Raw genomic sequence first — 15,616 nt, forward strand, 5'->3', positions numbered from 1 at the left:
ATATAATCATATATAATACACATATTCAACCAAAACATAAAACGCCCGGATCTGGATTGAAACATTCCAGATCCGGGCATTTTATATTTTGACACGTTTATCTCTTTGCTGCTTTTGCGGCATATCCTCCGCAGAGTACTTTTCCACCGGAGGTTTTTATCCCTGCACGCACCGCATAGTAATACATTGTTCCCTTCTTTGCGGTCTTATCCTCAAAGGAGGAACAACTGCCTCCGGAAACTGTACTGATCTTTTTCCATGAACCCTTTCCGGTCTTACGGTAGATCTGATAGCAATCTGCTTTCTTCTGCGCTTTCCAGCAGATCTTCAGCCCCCTGGAGGTCTTCCTGACACTGGATATCTTCTGAAGTTCCGGATAGGACAGGATATAGCTGCTTGCCTGATATCCTCCGAAAACTTTTTTCCCGTCTACATTCTTATATGGCCTCACAGCATAAGCGTAGGAGGTGATTCCCTCAATCTTCATGTCCTGCCAGGACAATACTTTGTTGTTAACGGTTCCGATCCGAACCCAGCTTTTCCCCTGGAGCTTCCGGTAGATATGATAGCCACTGGCTCCGGAAACCTTCTTCCAGGATACCCTGTTACATGGTCCGCTGACAGCTTCAGCCACTGCACGGGCCTTTCCCAGCTCCGCTTTTGCTGATAACGGCGAAGATGCGGCTCCATAAACAGTCTTCTTTCCGGAACACACATAAGAAGCCCGGATACGATACGTATAAGTGCTTCCTGTTTTCACTGCAGTATCCTGCCAGGTCACTACATCTGCTGTCACGGTTGCCATTTTTTTTGAATTTCCGCTTTCATCCCAGCGATAGATAGCATAACGATTGCAGCCGGGAACTGCTTTCCAGGAGATCCGTATCCTGTTAAATGCCTTGGAAACCAGTTTTACACCTGTGGTCTGACGAAGCTTCACCGTAACCTTACAGGTAGCCCGGATTCCCCTGGCATTTTTTCCGTAGCAGGTTATGGTTGCTGTTCCCGGATTTTTTGCAGTAACAACGCCACTTCCATTTACAGCAGCCACACTGGTATCTGAGCTTTCCCAGACAATGCCGGAAGCATCCATCTCGGATCTGGTAGCCGAAGCATTCAGTGTTTTCTGATCTCCGGAATACAGACTTATCTCAGACGAAGAAAGCTGCATCCTCGCCGCACTGCTCAGAGTCCTGGTATGCACCTTGATCCTCGGCGTTACCGATGGATTAAATTCAACTGCATCCATCCAGGTATCCTCCGCATTATATCGCAGAAAGCTCTGACCGGATACGATAGACGGAGAAAAGCTGCACCAGCCATAACTGACCTCTGCCTCCACACAGTATTTTATATATGTGCTTCCTGCATTTGTCACCACAATAGAATACAGACTGTTCTGGCTGAGCAGGACCTCCGGGATCTGAAAAGTCATAACCCCAGCCATCGGCTGACTGCAAGAAACCGGTGTGGAATATGCCGGTGTTCCACTGGTAGGATCACTGGCATCCTTCAGATTTGTGTATACCTGCACAGTATAGGAATTATTGGCAGACATGGAGCTAAGAGTCACCTCACCAAGCGATTCCGCTTTTCCGTTTCCTGCACTGGCACGAAAAACCGTGGACAGCTGTTCTCCCGCATACATGCGGATGGAGCCAAGCCCTGACGTTCCGTCATAAAAATAATTGTTGCTATATTTCGGTGTATTGACAGCCGTAGCCGCAACCAGCTCACTGACAGACTTATCCTCATAAGACATATAAAAATATCCGGATTTTCCCCAACCTGTACCCCAGCTGTTCTTGACGATCCAGGCTCCGTCTCCCTTTACCTTGGAAGATGCCCGGAAATTCTTTGCAGAATAATTGTCATCCCAACCCACCACTGTAACTACATGATTCACGTTCTTGGTGCTGGTAGGATAGGAATAGGCCGCTGTACTTGCATTGTAATAGGCATTCTGTGCATTATACATCACAGTAACTGAATCATTTGCAACCAGAAGCTTCTTCATGGCATTTACGGAATAATCGGAAAAATAGGCATTTTTCAGATAAGCAGCTGCATTGTACGCTTTGGATGCCGCCGGAGTCACACCGGTTTTCTGTGTATGCGTGGAATCTGTAGCCAGAGGCACATCCGTTTCTGTTGTCATTCCGGACCAGGTGCTCAGAAACATAGAAGCCAGAAGATCATTTCCGCCCTCATGATAATCTGCGTTTCCTTTATCATCTGTCCCCATATGCTTATTGACATCCCCGTAGGTATTTCCAAGCGGGTCATTCTTTCTGTTTGCAAAAAAATACGCCAGATGCTCTTCCGACAGATCATAAGTTCCAAGGCCCTGGGTCAGAAACGAAGTTTCCAGAAGAGAGGCCATTCCAAATGCCCAGCACATACCGTAGGGCTCCTGATTCTTTACGGAAGTGACATATCCCTGATCCGCTGCATTATAATAGGACGGATAGGCCGCAGCTCTTCCCATCGGTACCTCATCCACATCATTTCCGATCTCCACGGCGGTGGAATAAGAGGTCAGATTATCAAAGGGTGCCAGCTGTTCCTGCTCCTCTTCCTCCGTAAGCGGACGGCCCTTGATATATTCGATGCCGGACTCACCACTGTCTGAGGCATCCCCGAAGCTCTCCTCACCGTCGCCAAAGGTAGCCTCCTCCTGGGAATCTGAAGACGATCCTTCTGATATTTCGGGAGTTTCTGTATCCTCCTCGGAGCTCTGCAAGGCTATATCCTCGGTATCCCCGTCGGCTGCCTCTGCAATATCCTCGGTCTGTTCATCAGGGATACCGGTGTTCTCTGTGGTATTCCCTTCTACGGTCTCCGTCGTATCCTCTGCTTCCGCCGACTGCGTCTGTGTATCTTCAGACCATTCTTCATTGAAGCCTTCCGCAGAATCACTGAAGCCTTCCACATCGGCTGCCATGACCGGAACCTGGTTGCCCGCAACTGCCACACACAAAAGAAGCGGCAGTAATTTCTTCCTGACAAGCTGTAATCTCTTCACAAAATTCTCCACTTTTCTTATATTGATCTGATTTATCTGTTAACGTTTCTTCAAATGATAACCCAGAATTCCGATTACTGCAAGTACTGTTGCGATCCCGATCCAGATAAACGGACTTTTATACCAGGAATTTTCTTCTTTAAAGGATGTCGCAGCTGTGCCATTGACCGGCTTAGTGACAGCTTCATCCACAGATTCCCCACCTTCTGTTGTTCCATCCGCTGCAGGCGGTCCCTGGACCTCGCCGCTCTGAGCCTGAGAACTACCTGTGCTGGCCGACGCCGCAGGTGGCCCCTGAACCTCACCTCTCTGAGCCTGAGATTCATCTGTGCTGGCCATCCCTGCAGACGCTCCCTGTCCTTCGCCATTCTGAGCCTGAGAGCTGCCTGTATTGTCCGTCCCTGCAGACGTTCCCTGTCCTTCGTCATTCTGAGCCTGAGAACTGCCTGTGCTGGCCGTCCCTGCAGACGTTCCCTGTCCTTTGCCGGCTGCGGAATCCTGCGTATCGGATGCGTCTCCCTGATTCACTGCAGAAGTCTCTTTCTCCGTGCCCCCTGCGATTCCGGCCTTCGCCAGCTCCGCATCCTTTGAGGGCCGCAGCTCCTCCAGCGGCACATAACCGTATCTGCCATTATACTCTGTATATCCCCAAGTCTCACCATTCTTCTCTGTCTCCCCTTCGATATGCAGGACAGTACCATCCCTTACCGTCTTATCATTGAGCTTTTCACCTTTTCCGTCGGTGGACGGATAGATATCCACACCAACTCCACCGGAATCCACAGTCATATAATAATCTGTGGTATCCGCCGGAGCCTCCACCTTCACCACAACCGACTTGTCCGCATACACCGGAACACTCATACTCAGCACCAGCATTCCTGCCAGAAGCACACCTTTGCACCTTTTCATTGCTCTTTCCTCCCTCAAAAAATCTCACTGCCATTCTATGCATAAAATCCCCTTATATTTCTCTTTTGCCTTGGCTCCGAAATATAAGAGGATCTTATCATTAGTTATATCCAGTATCTTTTTTATGCAAGCTCCCGCTCACACATATCCAGCGCAGAAGCGATCACCGCATCCATGTCATAATATTTATATTCGCCAAGACGGCCGCCGAAGATCACCTTCGGTTCCTTCTCTGCAAGCTCCTTATACTGTCCGTAAAGCGCTCCGTTCTTCTCATCATTGACCGGATAATACGGCTCATCTCCAGGCTTCCACTCGGAACTGTATTCCCGGCTGATCACCGTTTTCGGAAGATCATTACCCTCCTCATCCTTTCCGAACTCAAACCATTTATGCTCGATGATACGGGTCCACGGAGTCTCCACATCCGTATAATTCACTGCTGCATTTCCCTGGAAATTAGGTTTATCCAGTGTTTCATTCTCAAAACGCACAGAACGATACTCCAGAGTTCCCAGCTTATAGTCAAAATACGCGTCGATGGCACCTGTGTAGATCACCTTCTCCGCCATTGCATCGTACTGCTCTTTTTTCTCCAGATAATCCTCATTCAGCCGTACCTCGATACCGTCCAGCAGATTGGCAACCATCTTCGTATAACCACCCACCGGGATTCCCTGGTACAGCGCATTGAAATAGTTATTGTCAAAAGTCAGACGCACCGGAAGCCTCTTGATGATAAAAGCAGGAAGCTCCGTACATGGACGTCCCCACTGCTTCTCTGTATAGCCCTTGATCAGCTTCTCATAAATATCCGTACCTACAAGACTGATAGCCTGTTCCTCCAGATTTGAAGGTTCCGTGATCCCTGCAGCCTGCCGCTGCTCCTCGATCTTTGCCGCAGCCTCTTCCGGAGTCACCACGCCCCACATCCTGTTAAAGGTATACATATTAAACGGAAGACTGTACAGCTCCCCGTGATAATTGGCAACCGGACTGTTGGTAAAACGATTGAAGGTGGCAAACCGGGTGATATAATCCCAGACCTTCTTATTATTGGTATGGAAAATATGTGCACCGTATTTATGCACATTGATCCCTTCCACCTTCTCTGTATATACATTTCCCGCAATATGCGGACGCTTGTCGATCACAAGCACTGACTTCCCGGCACGCTTCGCCTCCTGTGCAAAAACCGCACCGTAAAGACCGGCACCTACGATAAGATAATCGTACATTGATTTCATTCTCCCTGTTCTTTCATTGATGCTGTTATTTTAACACCGAAAAAGGGTAGCTGGCAAGAAGCTACTGTAAAATCCCGGTAAATCTTATATAAGAATGTTGTCAAACAGATCTCCGCAAGCTGCAAAAATGATAAAATATCAGATATCCGCTTCTCAAACACCAAAATGTATGATACCCTGTAACTGGATCAGATAATAAACTACTCTGATCACATAAACAGATCGAAGGTGGTGAAACCTATGGGTACAAAGGATACCATCACCAAAGATTACATGGCTGACAACCGCGTTTTTGCGGATGTGTTCAACCATATGCTGTACAAAGGAAAAAACGTCATAGACCCTGACACGCTTCATCCACTGGATACCACAGCTCTCGCTGTCCCCTACGGATCCGGCATTTCAGAAGTTCCTGTCCAGAAATTCCGGGACGAATTCAAATCTCTTAATGTTATGCACGACGATTCAAGGATCTATCTTCTCCTGGGGATTGAGAACCAGTCGGAACCTCACTTCGCAATGCCGGTCAAGAACATGGTCTATGATGCATTAGAATACGCAGGGTAGGTAGAAAATTCCGCCAGATCCCACAGAGAAGCGAAACAATGGCCTTCCACATCCGGAGAATATCTCACCGGCTTCTACAAGGATGACCGGCTCATCCCAGTCATAACCACGGTCGTGTACTTCGGTTCCGACACCTGGAACGCTCCCAGGAGCCTCCACGAAATGCTCTCTGTCCAGGACCCCGAAATTCTTTCCATGGTCCCGGATTACCGGATCAATCTCTTCTCACCTGCCGAGATAAAGGATGAAGAGCTTGACAAACTCCAGAGCAATCTCAAAGAAGTCATGCTCTTCATCAAATATTCCAAAGATAAACGGAAGCTCCAGGAGCTTACATCACAGAGTCCCGGCTTCCGGTCACTCGAGCTCAAAGCAGCCCGGGTCATCGACTCCATAACCGGTATCAACTTACGTTTCACAGAAACAGAAGGGAGGGTTAATATGTGTCAGGCTGTTCAGGAAATGTGCGATGATGCACGTGCCGAAGGCCATCAGGAACAAGCTATGCTGACAGCACAGCGTATGCTTCAGGATCCAAGATTCTCTCCTGAAGACATCTCCAGATTTTCAGGCCTTTCTCTTGAGGACGTGCTGAAATTACAGAAGAAATAGTTCGTATTGAAAATGCTCAGATCCTTTACAGAGGATCTGAGCATTTTGCTATTCTTCTGACCAAGGCAGAAGCCGATTATTATCTATTACCCTAAATCAGCTTTTTTTGTAATTTTACAATTGTGTATGTCAAAAACAAACTTATCAAAATACAAAAAACATAATTTTGAAAATAAAATGTCTTTATCCCTATAACATTCATAAGTGCTCTAATTGCAACATGAGTCAAATATAATTCATAAGACATTTTTCCAAACTGCTCCAATATCTTTACAATTCTTTTAGGCATCTTTCGCATACTTACAGCAATACAATACAGCAAAAAAATCCCCCAAAAACACATCAAAATCCTAAATCCTAGTTTTGACACAACTATTTTGGTTACCGGTAAAAAGCCGCACAGCATTATCATTACTCCAAATAAAATTCCCATTTTATCTATATTATTAATACAAGCATTCTGGTAAACTTTTTTTCCACACCAACACCCTATGAAAAAAACAAGAAATCTTCCCAATAGAATTTCTATATTTAAATTCAATACAGGAGCTACAATTCTCGGTAAAAATTGAATAACTAAAGCTATAATAAGAAGAATTAACAGTTGCCCCCAATCTGACCACTTTACATGCAATATCTTATAAACAAATGGATAAATTAAATATGCAAAAACAATAAATAACACATACCAAAAGGTTCTTGTCCCTTGTGTAAAAAATGTAACAAAGCCAAAATCAAATGCAAACATCTTGACACCTTTTTGCATGATAATAAGATCAATCACAATCCAATATGGAATAGCAACCATAAGATAAGCTGGCAAAATTCTCTTTATTCTCTTCTGAAAAAAATGCAAAATATTGGAATCTTTTGACATCGAAAAATATAATCCAACGCCGGACAGAAAAACAAAGAACTCAACTCCAACACTACCAATGAATGTGTTATACAACTTGCCTAAAAATCCCAATCCCCCTCCGGATAAATTTGAATTTGCTATATCTTCAAAAAAATGAAATATCATAATTGAAATTATCGCCACACCATAAATTGCATTACGATTTTTGCTAAATATATTCCAATTATCCTTCGAATTCATCACCGATATATTCATCACAATGTTCCTTTATTTCTTTATATATTGGGGCCATTTGCAAATGATTCTATATTCTTATATGCCTTCTATATAAAATAATAGTAACATTATCCCCATTTACTGACGGTCTCGCTTTTATACAAAAAAACTCTTATAAATCAGCAAAAAGCTCTTCTCTGTAAATTCCTTTTTCCAACATCTCTCTGAAACTATCCTTCACTGCAGCAACATCCTCTTTATAAGTCATACCATACCAAGTATCATTGGTACGAAGAACCTTTACGGATATCCTTCCTTCTGCCAGAAGTTCTCCAATAAATGTTGGAATCAAAAATTCCGCCTTTATAAGATTCTCCGGGACCACTTTTTCAAAAAAATATTGAAAACCACTTTCCAGCGTTTTCAGGAACTCCGGTGCCAATCCCCACATATTCATAGAAACAAGTGATTCTGTATCCAGCTTTACGCCGTCCGCCTCGGCACCTTCTGCATTCTTTACAATATTGGAAGTCTCCACAATCTCCGTCAGATTATTATACTCATCCATTTTGCAGATGCCACGTGTCACACCACCATTATCAGACAACGTATTCTTCAACACAAAACCAGCCATGCAGGACTGGCCTCCTTTTACAAGATAATCATGAATCTCACGGAATCCTTCTTTTCCATAATAATCATCTGCATTGATCACAACAAAAGGCGTTGTCAAAACATCCTTTGCAGCCAGAACCGCCTGTCCGGTACCCCAAGGCTTCGTACGGCCTTCCGGAAGTTCTCCCGGAATATCGTTGATATCCTGGAAAACATACTCCACAGTAACAGAATGCGCCTTGCAGACCGCCTCGATCCGATTCCCGATCACATCCTTAAATTCATTTTCAATATCCTTTCGGATAATAAAAATCACCTTGTTAAAACCTGCTTCGATTGCGTCATGAATCGAATAATCCATGATGATATGGCCCTGTTCATCAACCGGCTCCAGCTGTTTGATACCACCGCCAAAACGGGAACCGATACCAGCAGCCATGATAAGTAATGTTGTTTGCATTTAATTTCCCCTCATTTCCTGATCTTAATGCAATTCTTTTTCACAGCGGTCTAATACAGCCGCAATAACCTGATCCATGTCATAATATTTATATTCACCAAGACGTCCGCCAAAAATCACATTTGTCTCAGCTTCTGCCAGCTTTTTATACTCTGCGTAAAGAGCTCCATTCTTTTCATCGTTAACAGGATAATACGGCTCATCCCCCGGCTTCCACTCAGAACTGAATTCTCGGCTGATCACTGTCTTAGGAAGATCGTTACCTTCCTCATCCTTACCAAATTCAAACCATTTATGCTCAATGATACGCGTCCATGGAGTTTCCCGATCCGTATAATTCACAGCTGCATTTCCCTGGAAATTCGGTTTATCCAGAGTTTCTGTTTCAAAACGCACGGAACGATATTCCAGTGTACCAAGCTTATAATCAAAATATGCATCGATCGGACCTGTGTAAACTACTTTTTCAGCCATCGCATCTAATTCATCTTTGTTTTCCAGATAATCTGTACTCAAACGAACCTCAATACCTTCCAGAAGATTTGCTACCATCTTCGTGTAACCTCCAACTGGGATACCCTGATACAAAGCATTAAAATAGTTATTATCAAATGTCAGACGAACCGGCAGACGTTTAATAATAAACGAAGGAAGATCCTTACAGTCACGTCCCCACTGTTTCTCGGTATAACCCTTGATCAACTTTTCATAAATGTCACGTCCGACCAATGAAATTGCCTGCTCTTCCAGATTCTTTGGTTCTGTAATTCCAGCTTCTTTTCTCTGCTCCTCAATCTTCGCTGCAGCTTCCTCCGGTGTTACCACACCCCACATTTTATTAAATGTATACATATTAAAAGGAAGACTGTAAAGTTCCCCTTTATAATTAGCGACCGGGCTGTTTGTAAACCTGTTGAACTCTGCAAACTGAGTGATATAATTCCATACTTTCTTGTTGTTAGTATGGAAAATATGTGCTCCATATTTATGTACGTTAATACCTTCTGTTTTCTCTGTGTAAACATTTCCAGCAATATTCGATCGCTTGTCTACTACAAGAACTGTCTTTCCTGATTTTTTTGCTTCGTGCGCGAAGATTGCTCCGTATAAGCCGGAACCTACTACTAAATAATTGTACATCATTTTAATTTCTCCCTGTTATCAATTTCTTTAGTTACATCTTTAACTTTCTATCTGCCTTATTAATATAAATATTTCAAATTAAATTTTTTTAATATCCATGTAATACCTATTGCTATTATTGGTGTTATAACAATTCTTGAAAAATATATTATTGCTGCCCCGAACTCTGAACCAAAAAATTCAATTCCACAAAAACGATAAAACCAAAATAAAAATAAATAATTTAATGGTTCTGCATACAAATATATTCCCATTCCATAGTCACTCAATGACTTTATTGCTCTACCATTTATTTTTATATGCCTTACTATATAGTTTAAAACTATCAACATAAAAAATGGACATACAATATACGAACTCAAAAAATGGAAAAAATGAATCTTTACTATTTTATCGACAATAAAAGATAAACATACCAGCCCAAACAAACATAATATCGATGAATCTTTCCAAATATTATGTTTTTTCAACCACTCAATCATATTTTCCAATCTATATCCCAGATAAAACCATAAAAGATAATATAAAGGATCTCCCAAAACGTGATATTGATCCAATCCTTTATATAAGATTACTCCTATGCACCAACAAAAGCTAACTATAACTATTTGCTTTTTTGTTTCTAATTTACAAACAAAACTTGCAATGACAAACACCAAAAACAAACATTCTAAATACCATAAATATACACATGAAGGAAAAATCAACTGCAATAGCATTCCCTTTATACTAACACCATGGTAATAACCCGAAAAATATTTAACAGGTAAATTCCAGAAAATCCATACAGCAATAAATGGAACCAGTAACCTTTTTGTCTTTTTTATAATAGTTCCCCTGGTATTAATATTCTTTTTCAATGAAAAAAGACTTCCAGATAGCGCTATAAATGCTGGCATATGAAATGTATAAATAAAATTTGTTAAAATGCTTGTAATTTTATGAAACATTGTATCAGATATAGACGCATCTGACATCATAGTTCCGTAATTAATGCCTCCAAATTTTGTAGTTATATTATAATATGTCCCGTGACCTATAACTACCAAAGCTACCAATATAATTCTTAATATATCCTTATCTTCTTGCCGATATATGTTGTTTTTGTTTACATTTTCCATTCTTTTTATTTAATCTCTCCCTTTCATCATTTAATGCAACAGATATTATATTATATTATTTTATTTTTTATTGTATTAAAAATTTCAAGAAACAGTTCTTCTTTCAAAATCAGTAATACAAATCCATATGCACCAAAAAAAAGAAGTGATGATATTACTAATGAAAAAAAACATTCTAAATTTAATATTTTCACCCACAAAGATACAATACTACCGACAGACAATGCAATTAATATTTTTATATAATGTATCTGTCGAAAAGTATTCAAAATTTCATCTTTTAACGCATAAAACTGGACAACAAAAACTGCAAACTCAGCAACCAATGTACCTATTGCAGCTCCCGTTGACGCATAAACCGGGATCAATAGTGCATTGATAATGACATCCACGACAGCACCAACAATCTCAGAATATAATACAATTTTCTCTCGTCCTGTTGGTACAAGTATCTGAATTCCAAGTATATTTGTAATACCAATTAATAAAAGAGTTGGCATAATCACCTGCATGGGTATAATAGAGCCAACATAATTATTACCTGACAAAAAGAAAATCCCTTCTTTTGCAAAATAAATAAAATATACAAACAAAGGTGTTGCCATTAAAAAGACAAAATTCAATGCCTTTCTTGTAATTCTATGAAACTCTTTCAATTCTCCTCTTTGTATATAATAAGATGCTCTAGGCAACAATACTGTCCCTAATGATGTTACAACACTCACAAGGATTACTTTAATTTTTACTGCTGCATTATAATATCCCACATCTGTATCTGTTGTCATAAATCCCAACATTACCGTATCAAGATTTGTATATATTGTTGTTGCACATGACATAGCAAAGAATATCAATACTGGTTTTAGGTGTCGTCTAAAATTGTAATTTCCAACAGGCTTCAGATTTATAAATTTATGTGCATTAATCAAATTTAAAATATTCGATGCAGAAGCTGCAAAAATTGTTATTCCACCATAAATAACATAATCCGTCTGTTTATGTACGAGAAAGAACATAAAAATCAGCGCGATAAATTTGAAAATAACTGATCGTACTGTGATATAAGTATACTGTTCCAAGGCTTTATATAACCATTCCATGCCGATAGATGTCAAAATAATGTTAAAACTCAATATTACATACAATTCTTTTTCACATCTAAATTTAGATACATAAAACAACAATATAATCAATACCATATAAGAAATCATACTCATGATTATATTAATGATCAAAAGTTCCTGTGCCACCTTGGAAAGTTTCTCACGATTATCCCTAACTTTTGCACACGCCCGAATTCCATATGTAGGAATACCTAATTGAGCAAACATAGAAAAATATGTAATAACAGATGTTGCCATCGACACTTTTCCTGTTCCAACTGGCAATAAAACTCTTGATACATACGGAAAAGTTATCAATGGAAAAATGAAAGAAGACATTGTCAGAATTATATTCATAACAAAATTTAGTTTTATTGATTTCTTTTTCATTTATTTTTTCTACTCTCTTACTTATAAGATTTTCGTACTTACTCTATATTTCCTCAATCTTCATCTGTTCAATCATTCTCTTATATGCATCCTCTAAGCCTATTTCTGGTGTCCACCCTAAAGCTTGTAATTTATCAGAATTTAACTTCATTTTCGTATCTTCTGCATAACCAAATACATTATCTTTAGGAATATCGTATATTACTTTAATTTTCCCATTTGAAATTTTATCCGCAACCATATGCGCCATTTCTGCAATTGTAGTATGTGATTTTGGATTTGCCACATTATATGCTTCACCATTTTCTCCGCAAAGTAAAATTATAAATAATCCTAAAACACAATCTCGAGTATAACAATAATTTCCTTCCGATAATCCTCTCGTATGCAATACTATATCTCTTCCTGAAATTACGCTTTTAGCAAATTGAGCAAATACACGATTCTCCCCTGGCAAAATTCCTGCGCCAAACGTTTGTGCTAACCTAGCAATCTTGACTTTAACTCCGTATTCTCTCATATATGCAACACACATATTTTCGCATAACCGCTTACTTTCAGGATAATTACTACGTACTTTCAATGGATTAATGTAACCAATCTTATCTTCTGTTATCTCTGTATCAGAATTATTAAATGTTCCATACATTTCCATTGATGAAATATATACCATTGATTTACATTTATTTTTACGAGCAAGTTCTAAAATATTTTTTGTACCCTCTATTGCTGTAGATAATGTCTCTACTGGTTTTTCAATCATTAATTTAGATGTTGTTACAGCAGCACAATGAAAGATCCAGTCAACTTTTTTATTAACATTAATAGGAAATGTGATATCACCAACAATAAGCTCAATATTGTCCAACTCATGTCTACTATATAATTTATTTGCTTTTTCAATATTTCTCACTAATGCAATAATATGAATACCTTCTACTGCTATAAGCGCTCTTACTATTGAAGCTCCGATAAGCCCAGTTGCCCCAGTTACCAGAACAGTGGTTTCCTTCAGCTGCTCATACTGTAACGGATATTTTGCGATATATTGCAAATCATCCTCTAGCGGTCCTTTTCTCATCCAGCATCTCCTCCTTTAATTTATTTTTCTTTATAAGCTTTTTATTATCCTTATTCAAGCCCATATATTTGCTCATTTTCTTTTGCTTCAAGAATAGCTCGCATAGTATAAAAATCTTCTGGTGTTGTAATTTTAATATTTTCTCCTGGTCCATCAATCAGATAAAGATCATATCCATATCTTTGCATCATTGTGCAAGAATCAATACAATTCTTTTCACCTTCTGAAAGTGCTTTTTCATGAGCTTTCAAAATATCATCTAGCCAAAAACTTTGTGGAGCTTTGGCAACTCTTGAATTGTTCCGACTTGGGACATAATCAATTGTTGCTGTTCCCTCATTAACAACAAGTATTGTCTCTTTTACTTTAGCTGTTGTGATTGCAGAACCATATTTAATCACCGATTGAATATTATCACTAATTACTTTCTCATTAATCAATGGTCTAACGCCATCATGAATTAAAACAATGCTTTTTTCATCTTTTGCAATCTGTTTTGCAGATTTAAGACCATTGTATATGGATAATTGACCTGTTTCCCCTCCAGGAACTACAGATTTTACTTTTTCAATACGAAATTTATAAAGAAGTTTATTTAAATATGGAATCCAATCTTTTATACACACAACCACAATCGCATCTATCATAGAATGGTTTTCAAAATATTCCAATGTATGTATTATTATTGGTTTATTATACATTTCAAGAAACTGTTTCGGTCGATCTTTACTATGCATACGGCTTCCAACACCTCCAGCAAAAATCACTGCAATATTCATCCCTTGAACCTCCTAGTCTCTAGCTCGTGTTAATCAAATTCAATTATCTCTTGATTATTTGTCCATTTTTTTTGTTCTAATTTGTTCCCATTGGTATTACTGTTTTCTTTTGCCTTTTGAATTTAAGTTTAATCCCATGTCTATACTCCAATGCAACTCCTTTATCAATCAACACCTTATATAATATAAATGTGACTAACAAGTGCTTCACAAAACCTATTGATGCTACCGTTTCGTAAAATCTGTCTGAAAAAATCAACATAATTAAATCATTAAATAAATATGCATATATTATTATTGTAAAAGGTTTATTGTTATATATTTTTCTATAAGCACAACTAAAATATAAAGCAATTATTGCCATAAGCGGTACAATACCATCATAACCAAAATCATAATAAAACTGATAAAAAGTTGTATATACATTACCAGTATTTAATCCATTATGTTTTAAAAATGGAAGATCTAATTGATATAAATATTGACTTATTCCATATTTTCCTCCCAAGTACGTATAGATATTACGAAACACTTGACTTCCCCACAATTCAGGTGTATGACGAGTTCCTTGTAAATACGTATCCAAATTTTGTATTGGAGCTCCAATATATACATAAATTGATTCCAGAATTAGATTTAAAGTGCTATTCTCACCCGTACGATTCAAAAGCATATTGATTCCGATAAGTAATAAAATTATTCCAAAAATAATACCTACAATTTTAAATAATAACTTTGTAAAATTTCGACGTTTATTAAGTCCAAAACATATTACCGTTATTATCAAAATTGCAGTTATCATCCTAAATAATGCAGTTCTACCACCTGATAACATCTGATCAAATGCATAAATTCCCAAATATATTATCTGTATAATTTCTATTTTTTTCTTTACGGCTAAATTATTAATTAAAATATAAAGCAATACATATGCATATGCAGTTATCCAAACAATACCATGTCTATATATAAAAGATGCAGAGACTGCCTTTTCAATAAAATTATTATAATTGAACAGTGCAATGACATGGTACTTGCCGGCTATATCAAAAATTGATGAAGTACTATACCCAAACGCAGCTACAACATCTTTTATATATTTAGCATGATAAAACACTACTAGAACTTCCAAAATAAGAAATACTAGTTGAATCAAATAATTTATAGAAATATAATTTCTAGAATGTTGTTCTCCATAATTTCGAACATCAACTCTTTTCATGTTAAAAAAAGCACTAACAATTCCAAATGAAATCGTTCCTAAAGCAATTACTAAAATAGTCTTCAAATGAATTTCTACCTTGTACATCCTTACAAAAAAAAGGCACAAAAATTCTGCAATTAAAAACATTTCACAAAAAACGCAAAATGGAGAAAAAATATCTGCATGAGTAATTAAATACCCAAACATTAAAAATACAATTGTTACTAAAATAAGTACTATAAGATTAAACATTTTCACCTGTTCCTCATATATTAGAAGTTC

General features: G+C 38.7%; 13 protein-coding genes. 2 read left to right on the forward strand and 11 right to left on the reverse strand.

Features of this window, described 5'->3' with window-relative positions; genetic code table 11:
* Positions 1-97: 97 nt before the first annotated feature.
* The 3 genes from LI091_RS02260 to glf (LI091_RS02270) form a co-directional block, all read right to left on the reverse strand.
* Positions 98-3,025 carry a C1 family peptidase gene (locus tag LI091_RS02260; protein WP_265190745.1) on the reverse strand — a complete coding sequence of 976 codons (2,928 nt, stop codon included), beginning with the start codon at positions 3,023-3,025 and terminating at the stop codon, positions 98-100.
* 39 nt (positions 3,026-3,064) lie between these two features.
* The gene (locus tag LI091_RS02265; RefSeq protein WP_092068603.1) at positions 3,065-3,937 is read right to left on the reverse strand and encodes a hypothetical protein; all 873 of its coding nucleotides are present in this window, start codon (positions 3,935-3,937) and stop codon (positions 3,065-3,067) included.
* Between the two features lie 122 nt (positions 3,938-4,059).
* Entirely contained in the window at positions 4,060-5,175 is a 1,116-nt protein-coding gene (gene glf / locus LI091_RS02270) for a UDP-galactopyranose mutase (RefSeq protein ID WP_059086081.1), read from the reverse strand.
* 249 nt (positions 5,176-5,424) lie between these two features.
* On the opposite strand from glf (LI091_RS02270), the gene LI091_RS02275 reads away from it, so the two are divergent.
* Both LI091_RS02275 and LI091_RS02280 read left to right on the forward strand, forming a co-directional pair.
* Positions 5,425-5,751: a hypothetical protein gene (locus tag LI091_RS02275; protein WP_265190746.1), complete on the forward strand. Its 327-nt coding sequence runs from the start codon at positions 5,425-5,427 to the stop codon at positions 5,749-5,751.
* Between the two features lie 93 nt (positions 5,752-5,844).
* Positions 5,845-6,363, forward strand: coding sequence for an Rpn family recombination-promoting nuclease/putative transposase (locus LI091_RS02280; protein WP_331463600.1), 519 nt, complete (start codon positions 5,845-5,847; stop codon positions 6,361-6,363).
* 91 nt (positions 6,364-6,454) lie between these two features.
* Here the strand turns inward: LI091_RS02280 and LI091_RS02285 are convergent, their stop codons facing one another.
* From LI091_RS02285 to LI091_RS02320, 8 genes are all read right to left on the reverse strand, one after another.
* The gene (locus LI091_RS02285) at positions 6,455-7,462 is read right to left on the reverse strand and encodes an acyltransferase family protein (RefSeq protein WP_175442932.1); all 1,008 of its coding nucleotides are present in this window, start codon (positions 7,460-7,462) and stop codon (positions 6,455-6,457) included.
* Between the two features lie 148 nt (positions 7,463-7,610).
* A complete protein-coding gene (locus LI091_RS02290; protein ID WP_265190747.1) occupies positions 7,611-8,513 on the reverse strand; it encodes a sugar phosphate nucleotidyltransferase in 903 nt (300 codons plus the stop codon).
* 24 nt (positions 8,514-8,537) lie between these two features.
* Positions 8,538-9,653 carry a UDP-galactopyranose mutase gene (glf, locus tag LI091_RS02295; protein WP_334301024.1) on the reverse strand — a complete coding sequence of 372 codons (1,116 nt, stop codon included), beginning with the start codon at positions 9,651-9,653 and terminating at the stop codon, positions 8,538-8,540.
* Between the two features lie 62 nt (positions 9,654-9,715).
* A complete protein-coding gene (locus LI091_RS02300; protein WP_092068621.1) occupies positions 9,716-10,777 on the reverse strand; it encodes an acyltransferase family protein in 1,062 nt (353 codons plus the stop codon).
* Between the two features lie 50 nt (positions 10,778-10,827).
* The gene (locus LI091_RS02305; RefSeq protein WP_173745888.1) at positions 10,828-12,270 is read right to left on the reverse strand and encodes a flippase; all 1,443 of its coding nucleotides are present in this window, start codon (positions 12,268-12,270) and stop codon (positions 10,828-10,830) included.
* A gap of 43 nt (positions 12,271-12,313) precedes the next feature.
* A complete protein-coding gene (locus tag LI091_RS02310; protein WP_092068627.1) occupies positions 12,314-13,351 on the reverse strand; it encodes an NAD-dependent epimerase/dehydratase family protein in 1,038 nt (345 codons plus the stop codon).
* 50 nt (positions 13,352-13,401) lie between these two features.
* Positions 13,402-14,130: an IspD/TarI family cytidylyltransferase gene (locus LI091_RS02315; RefSeq protein WP_092068630.1), complete on the reverse strand. Its 729-nt coding sequence runs from the start codon at positions 14,128-14,130 to the stop codon at positions 13,402-13,404.
* A gap of 76 nt (positions 14,131-14,206) precedes the next feature.
* Complete coding sequence (locus LI091_RS02320; RefSeq protein WP_092068633.1) at positions 14,207-15,586, reverse strand: O-antigen polymerase; 1,380 nt, start codon at positions 15,584-15,586, stop codon at positions 14,207-14,209.
* Positions 15,587-15,616: the final 30 nt, after the last annotated feature.

The organism is Blautia sp. MSK20_18 (genome assembly GCF_020553125.1).
GTDB classification, from domain to species: domain Bacteria; phylum Bacillota; class Clostridia; order Lachnospirales; family Lachnospiraceae; genus Blautia_A; species Blautia_A fusiformis.